Source organism: Streptomyces sp. CS113, from assembly GCF_002188365.1.
GTDB lineage: Bacteria > Actinomycetota > Actinomycetes > Streptomycetales > Streptomycetaceae > Streptomyces > Streptomyces tendae.
The window spans coordinates 3,364,820-3,384,072 of the sequence record NZ_KZ195574.1; the positions used below are offsets into that span (position 1 = coordinate 3,364,820).

Here is a 19,253-nt window from a genome sequence, read left to right on the forward strand (position 1 = left end):
CCGCTGCCTGTGCCTGCGGCTGCCTGCGCGTGCGGCTTGCGCGTGGGGCCCGCGCGTACGGCCTCCTCGCCCGACCCTTCCCGTCCGCCCGATCCCGACCGACAGGAACCCGTCATGCCCAGCCGCCTGTTCACGTCCGAATCCGTCACCGAGGGCCACCCCGACAAGATCGCCGACCAGATCAGCGACACCGTCCTCGACGCCCTGCTCCGCGACGACCCGGCCGCCCGCGTGGCGGTGGAGACGCTGATCACCACCGGCCAGGTCCAGGTGGCCGGCGAGGTCTCCACCACGGCCTGGGCCGACATACCGGCGCTCGTCCGGGCCAAGATCCTGGAGATCGGGTACGACTCGTCGGCGAAGGGGTTCGACGGCGCCTCCTGCGGCGTCAGCGTCTCCCTCGGCACCCAGTCCCCGGACATCGCCCTCGGGGTGGACGCCTCGGGCGACGACGGCGACCCGCTCGACGGGCAGGGCGCCGGCGACCAGGGCCTGATGTTCGGCTACGCGACCGACGAGACGCCGCAGCTGATGCCGGTGCCCATCCAGTTGGCGCACCGGCTCGCCGAACGCCTCACCGAGGTACGGCGGGACGGCACGCTGCCCTATCTCCGTCCCGACGGCAAGACACAGGTCACCGTCGAGTACCTGGGCGCCCGTGCCGTACGCCTGGACACCGTGGTGGTCTCCGGCCAGCACGCGCCCGGCGTGAGCGTGGACGGGCTGCTCACGCCCGACGTCCGCAAACACGTCGTCGACCAGGTGCTGGCCGACGCGCGCGAGTCGGGGCTCGACCTGGCCGCCGACGACTACCGCCTGCTCGTCAATCCCACCGGCCGGTTCGAGACCGGCGGGCCCATGGGAGACGCCGGTCTGACCGGCCGCAAGATCATCATCGACACCTACGGGGGCATGGCCCGGCACGGCGGCGGGGCCTTCTCCGGCAAGGACCCCTCCAAGGTGGACCGCTCCGCCGCCTACGCGATGCGCTGGGTCGCCAAGAACGTCGTCGCGGCCGGCCTCGCCCGGCGCTGCGAGGCGCAGGTCGCCTACGCCATCGGAGTGGCCCGCCCCGTGAGCCTGTTCCTGGAGACCTTCGGCACCGCCGCGGTCCCGGTCGCCCGGATCGAACACGCCGTGCGGGAGGTCTTCGACCTGCGTCCCGCCGCCCTGGTCCGGGACCTGGACCTGCTGCGGCCCCGCTACGCGCGCACCGCCGCCTACGGCCACTTCGGCCGCGAGCTGCCCGAGTTCACCTGGGAACGCACGGACCGGGTGGACGCGCTGCGCTCGGCCGCCGGACTGTGAGGGGCCACGCCATGCGCATCGCCGTCACGGGTTCCATCGCCACCGACCACCTCATGACCTTCCCCGGCCGGTTCACCGAGCAGCTCGTCGCCGACCGGCTCGACACCGTCGCGCTGTCCTTCCTCGTCGACGACCTGACCGTCCGCGACGGCGGGGTCGCGGCCAACATCGCCTACGGGCTCGGCCTGCTGGGCATCGGCGCGCTCCTGGTCGGCGCGGCGGGCGCGGACTTCGACGGCCCGGCGCGGCGGCTGCGGGCGGTGGGCGTGGACACCTCCGCGGTCAGCATCAGCGCCACCCGGCACACCGCCCGTTTCGTGTGCACCACGGACCTGGACCAGAACCAGATCGCCACTTTCTACGCCGGTGCGATGGCGGAGGCGGAGGCGATCGACCTGGCGGCGGTCGCACGCCGTCACGGCCCCTTCGACCTGGTGCTGGTGGGCGCCGACGCCCCGGCCGCGATGGTGCGGCACACCCGGGCCTGTCGCTCCGGCTCCGTCCCGTTCGCGGCGGACCCGTCCCAGCAACTGGCCCGGCTCGGCCGCGCCGAGACCCGCGAACTGGTGACGGGCGCCCGGTTCCTGTTCACCAACGCCTACGAGGCGGCCCTGTTGCGGGAACGCACCGGCTGGACCGAGGCGGAGGTGCTGGAGCGGGTCGGCGTATGGGTGACGACGCGGGGCGCGGACGGCGTCGACATCGCCCGCCGGGGCACGCCGACGCAGAGCGTCCCGGCCGTGCCGGTCGCCGAGGTGGTCGACCCCACCGGCGGGGGCGACGCCTTCCGGGCCGGTTTCCTCGCGGGGCTCGCCCACGGTCTGCCCCTGGACCGGGCGGCCCGGCTCGGCTGTGCCGTGGCGGCGCGGGCCCTCGGCTGCGCGGGCACCCAGGAGTACACGCTGGACCCGGCGACGCTGCCGTCGTTCGCCGGGCGGGGCGCGCTCGCTACGCCGGCAGCAGGCTCCCCCGCCGCGACAGCAGGAACCTCTTGAACGCCGCCACCGGCGGGGTGTCCGTGCGCCCCGCCAGCCAGGCCACGCCGATCTCGCGGGCGGCGCGCGGGGCGGTGACGGTCAGTTCGACCACGCCGGGGCGGGGCACGGCGGGCGGCGGCAGCAGGGCGACGCCGAGTCCGGCCGCGACCAGGCCGCGCAGCGTCTCCGCCTCCTCCCCCTCGAAGGCCACCTTGGGCCGGAAGCCGGCCTCCTTGCACAGGGCGTCGGTGATGCGGCGCAGCCCGTAGCCCGGCTCCAGGGTCACGAAGATCTCGTCGGCGGCCTCGGCGAGGCGGATGCGTCGGCGCCCGGCCAGGGAGTGGTCGGCCGGGACGACCAGGCGCAGCTTCTGCTCGTCGAGGCGGCGGGCGACCAGGTCGGGTGCGTCGGGGACCGGGGAGGTCAGGCACAGGTCCAACTCCCCCGCGCGCAGCCGCTCCAGCATGGCCTCGCCGTAGTTCTGGACGAGGCTGAAGCGGACGCGGGGGTGGTCGGCGCGGAAGGCGTGCAGCAGGCCGGGGACGGTCTCGGCGCCCATGGTGTGCAGGAAGCCGAAGGCGACCTTGCCGGTGGCCGGGTCGGCGTCGGCGCGGACCTCGTCGGCGGCGCGCTCCACCTCGGCGAGGGCGCGTTCCACGGAGCCGAGGAAGGTGCGCCCGGCGACGGTCAGGGCGAGGGTGCGGCCGCGGCGCACGAACAGGTCGACGCCGAGGTCCTCCTCCAGGCGGACGAGGGCGCGGGAGAGGGTCGACTGGGGGACGTTCATCTCCTGGGCGGCCCGGGTGACGTGCTCGGTGCGGGCCACGCCGGCGAAGTGCGCGAGGCGGGGCGCGAGCAGCGCGACGATGTCTTCCGTGTCACCGGACGGTGACAGGCGGGGCCGTGAGCTTGACTGATGCACCATGGGAACGATTATGGCCATTCCATGCATTGGACGGATGAGTAAGGGGCTTCGTACCGTCGTGGCATGACTCCCGCCGATACCGGGGCGTCCACGGCCGTGGACGCCGCATCCGCCGCCTCCGCGGACCCTGCCGCCTCCGGCTCCTCCTCGGCCGACTCACGCATGACACCGGGCGGTCCCGGCTACCGCCGGATGAGCTTCGCGCTGTTCCTGGCGGGCGTCGCCACCTTCGCGCTCCTGTACTCCACCCAGGCCCTGCTGCCGCTGATCTCGGGCGACCTCGGCGTCACGGCGAGCGACGCCAGCTGGACGGTGGCCGCCGCGACCGGTGGCCTGGCGGTGTTCGTGCTGCCGATGAGCGCGCTGTCGGAGCGGTTCGGACGGCGGACGGTCATGACGGCGTCGCTGGCGGTCGCGGTCACCGTCGGGCTGCTGGTGCCCTTCGCGCCGTCGCTGCCGGCGCTGGTCGCGCTGCGGGCGGTGCAGGGCGCGGCCCTGGCCGGGCTGCCCGCCTCGGCGACGGCGTACCTCGCGGAGGAGGTCCGGCCGCGGGCGCTGGTCACCGCGATCGGCCTGTTCGTGGCGGGCAACAGCGTGGGCGGGATGAGCGGCCGGATCATCACCGGCTGGGTCGCCCAGGAGTGGGGCTGGCGGGTCGCCGTCGGCGTGATCGGCCTGGTCGCGGTGGCGTGCGCGGTGGCCTTCCGGCTGCTGCTGCCGGCGCCCGAGCACTTCACCCCGGGCTCGCTGCGCCCGCGCGTGCTGGTCCGCACCGTGCGCGACCACCTGTCCAACCCGCTGCTGCGCCGCCTGTACGCGATCGGCGCGCTGTTCATGACGGTGTTCGGCGGCGTCTACACGGTGATCGGCTACCGCCTGGCGCAGGCGCCGTTCTCCCTGCCCCAGGGTCTGATCGGCTCGATCTTCCTGGTCTACCTGGTCGGTACGGTCTCGGCCTCGACGGCGGGGCGTCTGGTGGGCCGCCTCGGCCGTCGCGGGGCGCTCTACCTGGGCGCGGGGACGACGGCGGCGGGCCTGCTGCTGTCCCTGGCGCCGTCCCTGCCGCTGGTCCTGCTCGGCCTGGTGCTGATCACGGCGGGCTTCTTCGCCGGGCACGCGGTGGCCTCCTCGGCGGTCGGCAAGACCGCCCGGCACGGCCGCGCCCAGGCCTCGGCGCTCTACCAGTCCGCCTACTACGTGGGCTCCAGCGCGGGCAGCACGGTCGGCGCGGTGGCCTTCCACTCCGGCGGCTGGGCCGGGACGGTCGGGGTGGGGGTGCTGGCGGTGCTGGGCGTCGTGGTGATCACGGTCTCCGGATCACTCGCGGCCCGCCGCGCGGCCGGCGACGCCCCGGTGCGGACGCCGGGCCTGTCCCACTGAGCTTTCCGCCCCTCTCCGACCTGCGCTTTCATTGACTGCACAGGCCATTGTCAGTCCCCTGCGGTAGCTTCCGAAGTGCGAGGCGCGAAGACGCGCACGACGGGACGCCACAGGGGTGGGTGGACGATGACCAACGGCACCGTGACGACGGAGCTGGACTCCGCACTGGAGAAGCACCGGCCCGAGCTGACGGGGTACTGCTACCGGATGCTCGGTTCCTCCTTCGAGGCCGAGGACGCGGTGCAGGACACGCTGGTCCGCGCCTGGCGGAGCTACGACAAGTTCGAGGGCCGCTCCAGCCTGCGTTCGTGGCTGTACCGGATCGCGACCAACGTCTGCCTGGACATGCTGACCGCGGGCAACAAGCGGGCGCGTCCGATGGACCTGACCGAGTCCACCCCCCTCGCGCAGGCGGCCCTGTCCCCCCGCCCGGACCACACCTGGCTGGAGCCGATGCCCGACGCCCGTGTGCTGCCGCAGACCGCCGACCCGGCCGAGGCCGCGGTGGCCAAGGAGTCCGTGCGGCTGGCCTTCATGGCGGCCCTCCAGCAGCTGCCGCCCAAGCAGCGGGCGGTGCTGATCCTGCGCGAGGTGCTGGCGTGGCGGGCGAGCGAGGTCGCCGAGCTGCTCGGCACGTCGGTCGCCTCGGTGAACAGCGCCTTGCAGCGCGCCCGCGCGACGCTCGCCGAGCGGGCGGACCGGGGGGCCGACGCGGCGGTGTCGGACCCGCTGGACGAGGAGCAGCAGAAGCTGCTGGAGCGCTATGTCGCGGCCTTCGAGGGGTACGACATGACGGCGCTGACGGCGCTCCTGCACGAGGACGCGGTGATGACGATGCCGCCGTTCGACCTGTGGCTGGCCGGCCCGGCGGACATCACGGGCTTCATGACGACGCTCGGCGCCGCGTGCGCCGGGTCCCGGCTGCTGCCGGTCCAGGCCAACGGGCTGCCGGCCTTCGCGCACTACAAGCCGGACCCGGAGGCGGGCGGCTTCTCGCCGTGGGCGGTCCAGGTGCTGGAGATCTCAGACGGCCGCATCACCGGGTTCCACTGCTTCCTCGACACCAAGCGGTGGTTCCCGCTGTTCGACCTGCCGCTCCGTCTCGAAGCGGAGGCCGACGAGGTCCAGTAGGGCATGTAGGGCCGGGTCGGGGTCGCGCAGTCTGATCCGGCCCCCGGCCCGCCGGGCGGTGAGTTCCAGCCGGGCCAGCAGGTCGACGACGGCGAGGCCGGGCGGTCCGAGACCGCCGACGTCGCAGACGACCACCCCGGCCCGGGTGGCTTCCAGCAGCGCGCGCACCTCGTCGCAGAACCGGGGCGTCTCCCCTCGGGAGACGGGCCCCGGCAGCACGAGTACGGCGGGTGTCACGGCGTCCACGTGCGGTAGACCGGGCTGGCCGGCGGAACTCATCGGTGCCGGGGCCGTCGGGGATCACATTGACCTGCGCGTGCCCTCCGGCAGAGGGTTCGCTGTATGCCCCACATACCCGGTCCCCGCTCCGCCGCGCCGCCCGGCACCCGCCGCTCCGTGCGAGAGGGGGCGCCGTGCAGGGGGTGCTGACCGGGTTCGCGGTCATCGCGGTGGTGATCGGGGTCGGCTATCTGCTCGGCCTGCGCGGACATCTCGGCCCGCAGGGCCGCGAGGTGCTGACCAAGCTCGCCTTCCACGTGGCCTCCCCCGCCCTGCTGTTCACCACGCTGGCGACGGCCGACCTGTCGGTGGTCTTCTCCGCCCGGCTGCTGGTCACGGCCCTGTCCACGCTGGCCGTGGCCGGAGCGTTCGTCGCGGTCGGCGTCGTACGCGGCTGGGGCGTGGGCCGCACGACGATCGGCGCGCTGTGCTCCGGCTACGTCAACTCCGGCAATCTCGGCATCCCGATCGCCGTGTACGTCCTGGGCGACGCCTCACTGGTGGCGCCGGTGCTGCTGTTCCAGCTGGTGCTGGTGACGCCGGTGGCGGTGACGATCCTGGACCTGTCGCGCGGGGGCGGCGAGGGCACGCTCTGGCGGCGGCTGCTGACGCCGCTGCGCAATCCGATCGCGCTGGGTTCGCTCGCCGGGGTCGCGGTCGCCGCGAGCGGCCTCCACGTGCCGGACGCGGTCATGGACCCGGTGACGCTGATCGGCAACATGTCCGTCCCGGCGGTGCTGCTGGCCTTCGGCATCGGCCTGTGCGGCTCCACGATGCCGCTGCGAGGCGTGGAACGCCGGCCGGTGCTGCTCGCGGTCGCGCTGAAGGCGGTGGGCCAGCCCGCGGTGGCCTGGGCGCTGGCGTCGGGGGTCTTCGGCCTGCGGGGCCCCCAACTCCTCGACGTGGTGGTGACGTCGGCACTGCCGGCCGCGCAGAACCTGTACACGTACGCGTCCACCTACGGCGTCGGCGAGCGCCTGGCCCGCGACGCGATCCTGGTCTCGACGGTGGTGTCCGTGCCGGTGCTGGTGGGGGTGGCGGCGGTGCTGGGGTGACGAGCCTCAGCCCGTGGGGAAGGGGCCGGTGTCGATGCCCAGGCCGAACGGGACCGGTACTGGTCCACCGGTCCCGTTCACCCGAATGGGCTGTGACATCAGCGGCCTCCGGCCGCGGGCGCAGGTCAGGCGATGCGTTCCCGCACCACCGGCGAGGCGGTGAAGGCCGTGCCCGCCGGAGCGACGTCGTACGCGCCCTCCACCGCCGCGAGCGCGTACTCGAAGCGGTCCGGGGTGTCCGTGTGCAGGGTGAGGAGGGGCTGGCCCGCGGTGACCGTGTCGCCGGGCTTGGCGTGGAGTTCGACGCCCGCGGCGGCCTGCACCGGGTCCTCCTTGCGGGCGCGGCCCGCGCCCAGGCGCCAGGCGGCGACGCCGACGTCGTAGGCGTCGAGGCGGGTCAGGACGCCGGAGGCGCCCGCCTTGATCACGTGCTGTTCCTTCGACGTGGGCAGGGCCGCGTCCGGGTCGCCGCCCTGGGCCGCGATCATGCGGCGCCAGACGTCCATCGCGGAGCCGTCGGCCAGGGCCTTCGCCGGGTCGGCGTCCTTCAGGCCCGCCGCGTCGAGCATCTCGCGGGCCAGGGCCAGCGTCAGCTCGACCACGTCCGCCGGGCCGCCGCCCGCCAGCACCTCGACCGACTCGCGGACCTCCAGGGCGTTGCCCGCGGTCAGGCCGAGCGGGGTGGCCATGTCCGTGAGGAGCGCGACCGTCTTCACGCCGTGGTCGGTGCCGAGGCCGACCATGGTGGACGCCAGTTCGCGGGCGTCCTCGATGGTCTTCATGAAGGCGCCGGAGCCCACCTTCACGTCGAGGACGAGCGAGCCGGTGCCCTCCGCGATCTTCTTCGACATGATCGAGGAGGCGATCAGCGGGATCGCCTCGACCGTGCCGGTGACGTCGCGCAGCGCGTACAGCTTCTTGTCGGCGGGCGCGAGACCGTCGCCCGCCGCGCAGATCACCGCGCCGGTGGTGTCCAGGACGTCCAGCATCTCCTCGTTGGAGAGCAGGGCGCGCCAGCCCGGGATCGACTCCAGCTTGTCGAGCGTGCCGCCGGTGTGGCCGAGGCCGCGGCCGGAGAGCTGCGGGACGGCCGCGCCGCACGCCGCCACCAGGGGCGCGAGCGGCAGGGTGATCTTGTCGCCGACGCCGCCCGTGGAGTGCTTGTCGGCGGTCGGGCGGGACAGGGCCGAGAAGTCCATGCGCTCGCCCGAGGCGATCATCGCGGCCGTCCAGCGGGCGATCTCGCCGCGGTTCATGCCGTTGAGCAGGATCGCCATCGCGAGCGAGGACATCTGCTCGTCGGCCACCGCGCCGCGCGTGTAGGCGTCGATGACCCAGTCGATCTGCTCGCCGCTCAGCTCGCCGCGGTCCCGCTTGGTGCGGATGACGGAGATGACATCCATGGCCATGTCTGGCTTTCCTAACGCGAGTTACTACTTGGTGAGGTGGTCGGGGCCGAAGGCCTGCGGGAGCATCCGGGACAGCGGGAGGACGCCCTCCGGGGTCTCCAGGAGCAGCTCCGGGCCGCCGAACTCGTACAGGAGCTGCCGGCAGCGGCCGCAGGGGACGAGTACCGCGCCCGCGCCGTCGACGCAGACGAAGTGCGTCAGCCGGCCCCCGCCGGTCACCTGGAGCTGGGAGACCAGCCCGCACTCGGCGCACAGGCCGATGCCGTAGCTGGCGTTCTCCACGTTGCAGCCGGTGACGGTGCGGCCGTCGTCGACCAGGGCGGCGGCGCCCACGGCGTACCCGGAGTAGGGGGCGTAGGCCCGGGCCATCGCCTCCCGGGCAGCCGTGCGCAGCGCGCCCCAGTCGACGTCCGTCATTTGCCCTGTCCCTTCCGGTACTGCATGCCGTCCGCCTTGGGCATCCGCAGCCGTTGCGCGGACAGGGCGAGGACGACGAGGGTGACGACGTACGGCGTGGCGGAGACGACCTGGTTGGGGACCTCGTTGGTGCCGGCGTACCAGGCGAAGACCAGGGCGCCGACGACGAAGGTGATCGCGGCCTTGACGTACTTCTTGCGGATCACCAGCCAGATGGCGCCGGCGACCAGCAGCAGCGCGCCGAGCAGCAGCAGGGCGTGCACGTTGGCCGAGCCGCCGCGCAGGTTGAGGCTGTCGGTGTAGCCGAAGAGCCCGGCGCCGATGGCGAGGCCGCCCGGCATCCAGTTACCGAAGATCATCGCCGCGAGGCCGATGTAACCGCGGCCGCTGGTCTGGCCCTCCAGGTAGAAGGGGTTGGCCACGATGGACAGGAAGACGCCGCCGAGGCCGGCCAGGCCGCCGGAGATGATCACGGCCAGGTACTTGTACTTGTAGACGTTGACGCCGAGGGACTCGGCGGCGATCGGGTTCTCGCCGCAGGAGCGCAGCCGCAGGCCGAACGGGGTGCGCCACAGGATCCACCAGGTGGCGGGGATCAGGGCGACCGCGATCAGGGTGAGCCAGGAGACGTCGGTGACCAGGCCGCCCAGCAGGCCCGCGATGTCCGAGAGGAAGAACCAGTGCTGGTCGTTGAGGCTGTCCAGCCAGCCGGACAGGCCCGGGATCGAGAAGTGGCCGAGGGAGTCGACCGGCGGGGACTGCTTGGCCGAGCCGCCCTGGTGGCCCTCGAAGGCGAGCGGGGCCAGGTAGCGGGTGGCGCCGAGGGCGAGGATGTTGATGGCCACACCGGAGACGATGTGGTTGACGTTGAAGGTGATCGTCACGATGGCGTGCAGCAGGCCGCCGAGGCAGCCGCCGATGATGCCGACGAGGACGCCGGTCCACGGGCCCCACTGGAAGCCGGCCCAGGCACCGAACCAGGTGCCGAGGATCATCATGCCCTCGAGGCCGATGTTGACGACGCCCGCCCGCTCGGCCCACAGGCCGCCGAGACCGGCGAGGCCGATCGGCACGGCGAGCTGGAGCGCGGTGGACATCTGGCTGACGTTGGTGATGCCGTTGGCGCCGGTGATCAGGCGGACGATCGAGGTCAGCGCCAGGGCTCCGGCGATGACCAGGAGCAGCACGGGCCACGACATGCGGCGGCCGGTCGGTGGTGCGTGCTCCAGCGACGGCTGGTTGACGTCGGTCGCTGTGGTCGGAGCGGTCATCGGCCGGCCACCTCCTTCTTCGGGTTGTCGGTGGCGCCGAGGACGTGTCCGGCGGCCAGCTCCGCGCCGACCCGGCGCTGCTGGCGGCGCAGACCCCACTCGCGGACGGCCTCGTAGGAGACGACGACGGAGAGGACGATCAGGCCCTGCATGATGACCGCGATCTCCTTGTCGTACCCGTGGAAGTCCAGCTCGGGGCTGGCCTTGTCGAGCCAGGCCCACAGCAGGGCGGCGAAGGCGATGCCGACCGGGCTGTTGCGGCCGAGCAGGGCGATGCCGATGCCGAGGAAGCCGATGCCGGTGGGGAAGTTGAGGCTGTAGGTGTGCGTGTCGCCCATCAGGATGGGCAGGCCCGCGAGACCGGCGAGGCCGCCCGAGATGAGCATCGCGGTGAGCACCATGCGCTTGGGGTCGACACCGCTGGCCGCGGCGGCGGACTCGGAGGCGCCGGAGGCGCGCAGGTCGAAGCCGAAGCGGGTGCGGTTGAGGACCAGCCAGTAGCCGATGCCGAGGAGGACGGCGAGGATCACCAGGCCGTAGATCTCGCCGGCCGCGCCCATGTCGATGCCGGGGATCCAGCCGGACTCGTGCATCTCGCCGGTGGTGTTGTTGTTGCCGATCTTGACGCCGAAGACGTCGGGCAGCCACAGGTAGCCGATGACGGCGGTGGCGATGGAGTTGAGCATGATCGTCGCGACGACCTCGCTGACGCCCCGGGTGATCTTCAGGACACCGGCGATGCCGGACCAGAAGGCGCCGGTGAGCACGGCGGTCAGGAGCAGCAGCGGGATCTGGAGGCCGGCCGGCAGGTTGGCGTGGGCGCCGACGATCGCGGCCATCATGGCGGCGAGCTGGTACTGGCCGTCGACGCCGATGTTGAACAGGTTCATCCGGAAGCCGATGGCCACCGCGAGGGCCGCGATGTAGTACATCGACGCCTGGTTGACGATCAGGACCTGGATGTCGGAGAAACCGGCCTGCTCGAACATGAGGGCGAACGGTTCGACCGGGTTCTTGCCCGAGGCGATCAGGACGATCGCACTGAGCACGAAGGCCACGGCGAGCGCGATGACCGGTCCGGCCACCGCGAGGAGCACGCGCTCCTTGTCGAACTTCTTCATCAGCGGGCCTCGTCTTCCGCACCCGGGCCGCCGTCGGCCGGGGTCTCGGGGTTCTCTTCGTGTTCGAGGTGTCCGGAGGCGGCGCCGGTCATCGCCGAACCGAGCGCCTCGGGGGTGATGCCGGCCGGGTCGGCGTCCGCGACCAGCTTGCCGTCGTAGATCACCCGGAGGGTGTCGGACAGGCCGATCAGCTCGTCCAGGTCGGCGGAGATCAGCAGCACGGCCAGGCCCTCGCGGCGGGCCTCGCGGATGTGGTCCCAGATCGCGGCCTGCGCGCCGACGTCCACACCGCGGGTGGGGTGGGCGGCGATCAGGAAGCGCGGCTTGTGGCTCATCTCGCGGCCGACGATCAGCTTCTGCTGGTTGCCGCCGGACAGCGAGGCCGCGGTGACGTCGATGCCGGGGGTGCGGACGTCGTACGTCTCGACGATGCGGCGGGTGTCCTGCTGGGCGTTCTTGAGGTCCAGCCAGACGCCCTTGCTGTTGGGCTTCTCGGTGACGTGGCCGAGGATGCGGTTCTCCCAGAGCGGGGCCTCCAGGAGCAGCCCGTGGCGGTGGCGGTCCTCGGGGATGTAGCCGACGCCCTGCTCGCGGCGCTTGCGGGTGGGCAGCGCGGTGATGTCCTGGTCGAGGAAGCGGATCGAGCCGGAGTCGGCGTGGCGCAGGCCGATGAGCGCGTCGACCAGCTCGGTCTGGCCGTTGCCCTCGACGCCGGCGATGCCCAGCACCTCACCGGCGTGGATGGTGAAGGAGATGTCGTCCAGCAGGGCCTTGCCGCCGGGCGCCGCCAGGCGCAGCGCGTCGACGGTGAGGACCGCGCGGTCGGTGACCGTGGACTCCGCGGTCTCCGGGGTGGGCAGCTCGCTGCCGACCATCAGCTCGGCGAGCTGGCGGGGCGTGGTCTCGGCGGGGACGGCCGTGCCGACCGTGGTGCCGCGGCGGATGACGGTGATCTCGTCGGCGACCGAGAGGACCTCGCCCAGCTTGTGGGAGATGAAGATGACGGACAGGCCCTCGGCCTTCAGCTCGCGCAGGTTGTCGAAGAGGGCGTCCACCTCCTGCGGCACCAGGACGGCCGTGGGCTCGTCGAGGATCAGCGTGCGGGCGCCGCGGTAGAGGACCTTGAGGATCTCCACGCGCTGGCGGGCGGCGACGCCCAGCTCCTCGACGAGGACGTCGGGGCGCACGCCCAGGCCGTACCGCTCGGAGATCTCCTTGATCTTCCGGCGGGCCTTGGAGCCGATGCCGTACAGCTTCTCGCTGCCGAGGACCACGTTCTCCAGGACCGTGAGGTTGTCGGCGAGCATGAAGTGCTGGTGGACCATGCCGATGCCGCGCACGATGGCGTCGGCGGGCGAGGAGAAGGTCACCTTCTCGCCGCCGACCGCGATGGTGCCCTCGTCCGGCTTCTGCATGCCGTAGAGGATCTTCATCAGGGTCGACTTGCCGGCGCCGTTCTCGCCGACGAGGGCGTGGACGGTGCCCTTGCGGACGGTGAGGTGGATGTCGTGGTTGGCCACGACTCCGGGGAAACGCTTGGTGATCCCGGCGAGTTCGACGGCGGTCACCGGTTCGTTGACCGCCGCTTTCGCCGGAGGGCTGCTGGACGCGTTGATGGCGCACTCTCCTGGGGACGGGGGCCGTCTACGCGCGTAGCGCCCCTACGGCATCTGAAAGCGGCGGCGACACATCGACGCGACGGGGTACGGGGAGGGCGACTTCGAGGGCGCTCTCCCCGTACCCCGCCGTGCGGCTGGGCCGGCGCGGTTACACGCTGTTCGAGGTGTTGCTGGTGCTACTCAGCCGTTCAGCTGCTCTTGACCTTGATCTCGCCGCTGATGATCTTCTCCTTGGCCGTCTTGATGGCTGCCTGGAGCTCGGCGTCGTCCGCGAACTTCGGGTTGGAGTCCGAGAGACCGACCTCGCCGGACTTCAGATCGCCCCGAACGATACCGGTCTCCGGCTTGCCGTCCTCGACCGACTTCGCAAGGCTGTAGACCGCCTTGGCGACGTCCTTGGTGGCCGACGTCAGGATGGAGTCCTTGTACTTCGCGAGGGCTTCCTGCTTGTACTGGTCGGAGTCGACGCCGATCGCCCAGACCTTGTTGGCGGCGGCGGCCTCGATCACGCCCTGACCGGAGAGACCGGCCGCCGCGTAGACGACGTCGGCCTTCTTCTCGATCTGGCCCTCGGCGGCGGTCTTGCCCTTGTCGGGGCTGGAGAAGCCGCCCTCCTCCGCGGTCTGCGTGAGGTACTGCGAGATGACCTTGATCTTCGGGTCGGTGTCCTTGACGCCCTGCTCGTAGCCGGCCTGGAACTTGTGGATCAGCGGGACGTCCACACCGCCCACGAAGCCGACCGTGTTGGTCTTGGTGCTCTTGGCGGCGGCGACACCGGCGAGGTAGGACGCCTCCTGCTCGTTGAAGACCAGGTCCGCGACGTTCTTCGCCTCGATCGTGGCGTCGTCGACGATGCCGAAGGTGGTGTCCGGGTACTTCTCCGCGACGTTCTTCATGGCGGAGGCGTAGGCGTAGCCGATGCCGACGACCGGGTTGTAGCCCTGCTTCGCCAGCGAGGACAGCCGCTGCTCCTTGTCGGCGTCGGTCTCGCCGTCGGTGGGCTCGACGTCGGCCGTCTCGTAGCCGAACTCCTTCTTGGCCTGCTCCAGACCGGCGTACGCGGCGTCGTTGAAGGACTGGTCGCCCTTGCCGCCGACGTCGTAGGCGATGGCGAGACCCTTGTCCCCCTTGGACTCCGAACCGGAGTCGGTCGAGGTACCACCGCAGGCGGCGAGGGCGAGGGCCAGGGAGGCGGTCGCTGCGCCTGCGACCGTGATCCGGGAAATCCGGCGCATGTCTGGTGCTCCTGTCGTACAAGCGCCGGGGACGGTTCGGCTGCGGCGCTGGCTTCGCCGCAGATTAACGCGCGTAGACCTGCCTGAAAACCCCTTCTGTCCACCTTGTTATCCGCCCGTGAGCAAGGCGACGCGAATGGGGGTACGGGGCTTGCCGGACGCAAACGGCAGGTGGCGCAGGGTGACGCCGGGGCGTTGCCGGTCGGGGGACGCGGAAGCGGACGGGCACCCGGGGGCGCCCGTCCGCTTCGTCAGGTCCATCGGCTCGCGTGCCGCGGGGTCACGGCTGCTCCGACTACTCCGTCGCGACCTTGATCGAACCGTCCACGATGCCGGCCTTGGCCTTCTCCACGGCCTCCTGGGCGCCCTGGACCTCGGCGAACTTCGGGTTGCTGTCGGACAGGCCCACGCCGTCGGACTTCAGGTCGAAGGTGTGGGTGCCGGTCAGCGGCTTCCCGTCCTCGACGGACTTGGCCAGGGCGAAGACCGCGCCGTTGATGTCCTTGAGGGCGGAGGTCAGGATGGAGTCCTTGTAGGCCGCGAGGGCCTCCTGCTGGTACTGGTCCGAGTCGACGCCGATCGCCCAGATCTTCGCCTTCGCGGCGGCCTCGATCACACCCTGGCCGGAGAGACCGGCCGCCGCGTACACGACGTCGGCCTTCTTCTCGATCTGGCCCTCGGCGGCGGCCTTGCCCTTGTCGGGGCTGGAGAAGCCGCCCTCCTCCGCGGTCTGCGTCAGGTACTGCGAGACGACCTTGATCTTCGGGTCGGTGTCCTTGACGCCCTGCTCGTAGCCCGCCTGGAACTTGTGGATCAGCGGGACGTCCACACCGCCCACGAAGCCGACGGTCTTGGACTTGGTGGCCTTGGCCGCGACGACGCCGGCCAGGTAGGAGGCCTCGTTCTCGGCGAAGACGAGGGACGCCACGTTCTTGCCCTCGACCACGGAGTCGACGATGCCGAAGGTGGTGTCCGGGTACTTGGCGGCGACGGCCTTCATCGCCGGGCCGTAGGCGAAGCCGACGCCAATGACCGGGTTGTAGCCCTGCTTGGCCAGGGAGGTCAGGCGCTGTTCCTTGTCGGCGTCCGTCTCGCCGTCGGTGGGCTCGATGTCGGCGGTCTTGTAGCCGAACTCCTTCTTCGCCCGCTCCAGACCGGCGTACGCGGCGTCGTTGAAGGACTGGTCGCCCTTGCCGCCGATGTCGTACGCGATGGCGAGGCCCTTGTCGTCACCGCCGTCGTCGCCGCTCTCGCCGCTGGTGCCGCCGCAGGCCGTGGCCGCGAGCGCGAGCGACGCGACCCCCACCGCGACGCGGGTCAGTCTCGATATCCGACGCATCTGAAGTTCCCCATTCTCCAAAGCCCCGCAGCGGGCGCTCGGTTCGGCGCACAGTAACGCGCGTAGAAACTCCTGGGAACGGGGTTGCGCGGCGCCGTTATCCATTCGTGCCGCTGGCCGGTTACCGCCCTGTTAACGACCGGTTCGAAGGGGGACTTACCACCGCACCGGCCACCGCACCGGCCACCGCACCGCCCGCCGCACCGCCTACTGCACGGCGTCGATGAGGGCGGCCGCGGTGAACATCTCCACGCCGACCGTGATGGCGTGCTCGTCCACGTCGAAGTCGCCCTGGTGGAGGTCGCGGACCGTGCGCTCGCCGGGCGGGCGGACGCCGAGGCGGGCCATGGCGCCGGGCACGTGCTCCAGGTACCAGGAGAAGTCCTCGCCGCCCAGGCTCTGCTCGGTGGACTCGACGGCGTCGGTGCCGCGCCGGGCGACCATGGCGGCCTGGAGCAGCTCGGTGCTGGTGACCTCGTTGACGACCGGGGGGACGCCGCGGACGTAGGTGATCTCGGACTTGGCCCGGTACAGGTCGGCGATCTCGTCGATGGCGCCCATCACCAGGTCCGGCGCCTGCCGCCAGGCGTCGAGGTCGAGGCAGCGCACGGTCCCGGCCAGTTCGGCGTGCTGCGGGATGACGTTCGGGGCGTGCCCGGACTCGATCCGCCCCCAGGTCAGGGCGAGCCCGCTGCGGCTGTCCACGCGCCGGGCAACCAGCGGGGGAACGTCGGTGACCACCCGGGCGGCGGCGGTGACGAGGTCGGTGGTGAGGTGCGGGCGGGCGGTGTGGCCGCCGGGGCCGTTCAGCGCGATCTCCAGCCGGTCGCAGGCGGAGGTGATCGGGCCGACCCTGAGGCCGATCCTCCCGGCGTCCACCCGGGGGTCGCAGTGCACGGCCAGGATCCGGCGCACCCCGTCGAGCGCACCGCCCTCGATGGCGTCGGCGGCACCGCCGGGCAGCACCTCCTCGGCGGGCTGGAAGACCAGCCGCACGGGCCGGGGCAGCAGGCCCTGCTCGTGCAGGGCGGCCAGCACGAGCCCGGTGCCGAGGACGACGGTGGTGTGCACGTCGTGTCCGCAGGCGTGGGCGCGGTCGGGCACCTGGGAGCGGTAGGCGCACTCGGTCTTGGTGTCCGGGATGGGCAGGGCGTCGATGTCGGCCCGCAGGGCGAGCATGCGGGGTCCGCCGGACCACTGGCCCGACTCGGTGCCGATGTCGCAGACGAGCCCGGTGCCGATGGGCAGTACGCGCGGCTTGAGACCGGCCCGCTCCAGCCGTTCCTTGATCGCGGCGGTGGTGCGGAACTCCTGGTTGCCCAGCTCGGGGTGCATGTGGAGGTCGCGACGGAAGGCCACGAGCTCCGCGCGCAGCGCGTCCGGCAAGGTGCCGGGCAGCGCGGCTTCACCGGGAGTGTCGGCCTCGGACTCTGGGGACATCAACACGTTCACCCTCTGAAGGGTAGGACGCCGGGGTAGTCAACTGCCCCTCGATCAACAAAATTTCAGCCCGTTAGGGGAAGAAAGTTGGCCGCTCGGCGCATGGCTCTCAACGGGGGTGGGTACGCTCACCCGTTTCCGGCCTCGGCACCCGGCGCTCCGTCCTTCCTGTTTACTTGCTCCCCTCACGCATACCACGCCACGGCGGAGCCACGCCGGAACCGTCCGTATGCCGAGCCTGCCGGCCACCGCCGCGCCACCTTCGCGCCGCGTCCGCCCGGCGCCCGGCTACCCCGTGCTTGCCACCGCCGACAGCCGGTGCACGTCCCGGGCCGAGCCGGTGACGCCGCTCAGGAATCCGCGGGCCCGCGGTGAGGCCGACTCGGTGAGCCAGGCGGGGTCGATGTCGCAGACGGCGACGCGGACCTCGGTGCCGGCCAGGGCCAGCGGGAGGGTGTGGACGACGGTGGAGGGGAAGCTGAGGACGGTGCGGCCGATCGGCCCCCGGCGGGCGATCAGCTCCAGGGGCAGGTCGGGGCGGACGATCTGGAGGCCCGTCTCCACGGCCAGCCGGTGCAGCTTCTCGGCGCTCTCGCGGCGGTGGGCGAAGTAGCGGGCCGCCCCGTGGGTCTTCGCCAGGGCGCGTACCGCGTCCACATAGCGGTCGGCGTCGACGACACCGGTCTCCACCAGGGAGGTGCCGACCATGTCGGCGCCCTTGGTGATGCGGGGCGGCCCGAAGCGGTCCCTGGTCCAGGAGAAGTCGTTCGCGGCGACGGCGACGCCGTCGGGCACCTCCTCGATGGGCATGGAGGAGAAGACCGAGACCTGCCGGTCGGGGGTCGGGGTGAGGCGGTGGCGGGCGGACCGGGAGACCGGCGCGAAGAGCAGGTCGCGCGGGCCGGGGCGGCTGCCCTTGCGGTGCCAGCGCACCAGGCGTTCGCCGTGGGCCAGCTGGGTGACGAACTCCATCGTGGCGGTGCCGTCGTCCACCACGACCAGGTCGTGGGCGCGGGTGATGGTGAGGAGCAGCTGCACGTAGCGGGAGAACGGGTCGCCCATGACGACCCGGTCCGCCTGGCGCAGCGCGGTGGTCAGGCCGCCGACCGTACGGAAGGGGGCGGTGGCGCCGCCGCGCGCCTCCTCCCAGCGGATCTCGTGGCCCTCCTTGCGGGCCAGTTCCGCCATGCGGCGCAGCTGGCCGCGGGTCATCGGGTCGACGGGCGAGAGGACCACGAGGGTGAGCTCCGCGCCGGGGGCGCGGGTGTGCGCCCACTCCAGCACGTTCAGCAGTTGTACCGGGCTCTCGACGAAGGCGAGAGTGCGGGGGCCGGCGTTCCCGGCGCGGGGGCTCATCGGTGGGGGACCGTCCCGTGGTGAGTGACTCGGTGGCCGGGGATCAGACGGTGACGGGCTCGCCCGCGGCGGCGGCGATCTCCGCCTCGGCGACGACGCCGGTGACGCGGCGCAGCTTCTTCATCGGGCCGAGCTCCGAGTCGTAGACCTTCTTGACGCCGTCGCCGAGGGAGGCCTCGATGGTGCGGATGTCGCGCACCAGGCGGGTCAGGCCCTGCGGCTCGACGGAGGCGGCCTGGTCGGAGCCCCACATGGCGCGGTCGAGGGTGATGTGGCGCTCGACGAAGGTGGCGCCGAGGGCGACGGCGGCCAGCGTGGTCTGGAGGCCGGTCTCGTGGCCGGAGTAGCCGATCGGGACGTTCGGGTACTCCTGCTGGAGGGTGTTGATGACGCGGAGGTTCAGCTCCTCGGCCTGCGCCGGGTACGTCGACGTGGCGTGGCACATGAGGATGTTGTCGCTGCCGAGGACCTCGACCGCGTGGCGGATCTGCTTCGGGGTGGACATGCCGGTGGAGAGGATGACCGTCTTGCCCGTGGCGCGCAGGGCGCGCAGCAGCTCGTCGTCGGTCAGGGAGGCGGAGGCGACCTTGTGGGCGGGGACGTCGAACTTCTCCAGGAAGGCGACGGCCTCGGTGTCCCACGGGGAGGCGAACCAGTCGATGTTCTTGGTCTTGCAGTACTCGTCGATCTGCCGGTACTCGTCCTCGCCGAACTCCACGCGGTGGCGGTAGTCGATGTACGTCATCCGGCCCCAGGGGGTGTCGCGCTCGATGTCCCACTGGTCGCGCGGGGTGCAGATCTCCGGGGTGCGCTTCTGGAACTTGACGGCGTCGCAGCCGGCCTCGGCGGCGGCGTCGATCAGCTTGAACGCGTTCTCCAGCTCGCCGTTGTGGTTGATGCCGATCTCGCCGGTGACGTAGACGGGGCGGCCGGGACCGGCCTCGCGGGTGCCGAAGGTGCGGATGCGGGAGTTGGTGCTCATGGCAGGGGG

At 72.0% G+C, this 19,253-nt stretch carries 17 protein-coding genes; 5 read left to right on the plus strand and 12 right to left on the minus strand.

Annotation, left to right across the window (positions count from 1 at the left end; all coding sequences use genetic code 11):
- Positions 1-114 precede the first annotated feature (114 nt).
- Entirely contained in the window at positions 115-1,308 is a 1,194-nt protein-coding gene (metK, locus tag B9W62_RS14550) for a methionine adenosyltransferase (protein WP_087807591.1), read from the plus strand.
- Between the two features lie 11 nt (positions 1,309-1,319).
- Complete coding sequence (locus B9W62_RS14555) at positions 1,320-2,303, plus strand: carbohydrate kinase family protein (RefSeq protein ID WP_087807592.1); 984 nt, start codon at positions 1,320-1,322, stop codon at positions 2,301-2,303.
- Here the strand turns inward: B9W62_RS14555 and B9W62_RS14560 are convergent.
- Positions 2,257-3,210 (minus strand): LysR family transcriptional regulator, encoded by a 954-nt coding sequence (locus B9W62_RS14560; RefSeq protein ID WP_087807593.1) that lies wholly within the window; start codon positions 3,208-3,210, stop codon positions 2,257-2,259. The two genes, B9W62_RS14555 and B9W62_RS14560, sit on opposite strands and share 47 nt — an antisense overlap.
- 63 nt (positions 3,211-3,273) lie before the next feature.
- On the opposite strand from B9W62_RS14560, the gene B9W62_RS14565 reads away from it, so the two are divergent.
- The gene (locus B9W62_RS14565; protein ID WP_087807594.1) at positions 3,274-4,590 is read left to right on the plus strand and encodes an MFS transporter; all 1,317 of its coding nucleotides are present in this window, start codon (positions 3,274-3,276) and stop codon (positions 4,588-4,590) included.
- A gap of 126 nt (positions 4,591-4,716) precedes the next feature.
- Positions 4,717-5,721: a sigma-70 family RNA polymerase sigma factor gene (locus B9W62_RS14570; protein ID WP_087807595.1), complete on the plus strand. Its 1,005-nt coding sequence runs from the start codon at positions 4,717-4,719 to the stop codon at positions 5,719-5,721.
- Here the strand turns inward: B9W62_RS14570 and B9W62_RS14575 are convergent.
- Positions 5,614-6,000: an STAS domain-containing protein gene (locus tag B9W62_RS14575; protein ID WP_087807596.1), complete on the minus strand. Its 387-nt coding sequence runs from the start codon at positions 5,998-6,000 to the stop codon at positions 5,614-5,616. The two genes, B9W62_RS14570 and B9W62_RS14575, sit on opposite strands and share 108 nt — an antisense overlap.
- A gap of 134 nt (positions 6,001-6,134) precedes the next feature.
- On the opposite strand from B9W62_RS14575, the gene B9W62_RS14580 reads away from it, so the two are divergent.
- Positions 6,135-7,055 carry an AEC family transporter gene (locus tag B9W62_RS14580; RefSeq protein ID WP_087807597.1) on the plus strand — a complete coding sequence of 307 codons (921 nt, stop codon included), beginning with the start codon at positions 6,135-6,137 and terminating at the stop codon, positions 7,053-7,055.
- A 125-nt stretch (positions 7,056-7,180) separates the two neighbouring features.
- Here B9W62_RS14580 and B9W62_RS14585 read toward each other — a convergent pair whose 3' ends face one another.
- The 10 genes from B9W62_RS14585 to B9W62_RS14630 form a co-directional block, all read right to left on the minus strand.
- Positions 7,181-8,458, minus strand: a complete 1,278-nt coding sequence (locus B9W62_RS14585; protein WP_179236007.1) for a thymidine phosphorylase — start codon at positions 8,456-8,458, stop codon at positions 7,181-7,183.
- Between the two features lie 30 nt (positions 8,459-8,488).
- A complete protein-coding gene (locus tag B9W62_RS14590) occupies positions 8,489-8,881 on the minus strand; it encodes a cytidine deaminase (protein ID WP_087807599.1) in 393 nt (130 codons plus the stop codon).
- On the minus strand, positions 8,878-10,152 hold the full coding sequence (locus B9W62_RS14595; RefSeq protein WP_087807600.1) for an ABC transporter permease: 1,275 nt from the start codon (positions 10,150-10,152) through the stop codon (positions 8,878-8,880). Before B9W62_RS14595 ends, B9W62_RS14590 begins: the two co-directional genes overlap by 4 nt.
- Positions 10,149-11,273 carry an ABC transporter permease gene (locus B9W62_RS14600; RefSeq protein WP_087807601.1) on the minus strand — a complete coding sequence of 375 codons (1,125 nt, stop codon included), beginning with the start codon at positions 11,271-11,273 and terminating at the stop codon, positions 10,149-10,151. The genes B9W62_RS14595 and B9W62_RS14600 overlap by 4 nt, the downstream gene beginning before the upstream one ends.
- On the minus strand, positions 11,273-12,841 hold the full coding sequence (locus B9W62_RS14605) for an ABC transporter ATP-binding protein (protein ID WP_087807602.1): 1,569 nt from the start codon (positions 12,839-12,841) through the stop codon (positions 11,273-11,275). Before B9W62_RS14605 ends, B9W62_RS14600 begins: the two co-directional genes overlap by 1 nt.
- A 239-nt stretch (positions 12,842-13,080) precedes the next feature.
- Positions 13,081-14,127 (minus strand): BMP family lipoprotein, encoded by a 1,047-nt coding sequence (locus B9W62_RS14610; protein ID WP_087807603.1) that lies wholly within the window; start codon positions 14,125-14,127, stop codon positions 13,081-13,083.
- Between the two features lie 295 nt (positions 14,128-14,422).
- Positions 14,423-15,466, minus strand: a complete 1,044-nt coding sequence (locus B9W62_RS14615; RefSeq protein ID WP_087807604.1) for a BMP family lipoprotein — start codon at positions 15,464-15,466, stop codon at positions 14,423-14,425.
- A gap of 207 nt (positions 15,467-15,673) precedes the next feature.
- Positions 15,674-16,906: a M20 family metallopeptidase gene (locus B9W62_RS14620; protein ID WP_087807605.1), complete on the minus strand. Its 1,233-nt coding sequence runs from the start codon at positions 16,904-16,906 to the stop codon at positions 15,674-15,676.
- Positions 16,907-17,194: 288 nt separating this feature from the next.
- On the minus strand, positions 17,195-18,262 hold the full coding sequence (locus B9W62_RS14625) for a hypothetical protein (protein ID WP_087807606.1): 1,068 nt from the start codon (positions 18,260-18,262) through the stop codon (positions 17,195-17,197).
- 43 nt (positions 18,263-18,305) lie between these two features.
- Positions 18,306-19,244 carry an N-acetylneuraminate synthase family protein gene (locus B9W62_RS14630; protein WP_087807607.1) on the minus strand — a complete coding sequence of 313 codons (939 nt, stop codon included), beginning with the start codon at positions 19,242-19,244 and terminating at the stop codon, positions 18,306-18,308.
- Positions 19,245-19,253 lie beyond the last annotated feature (9 nt).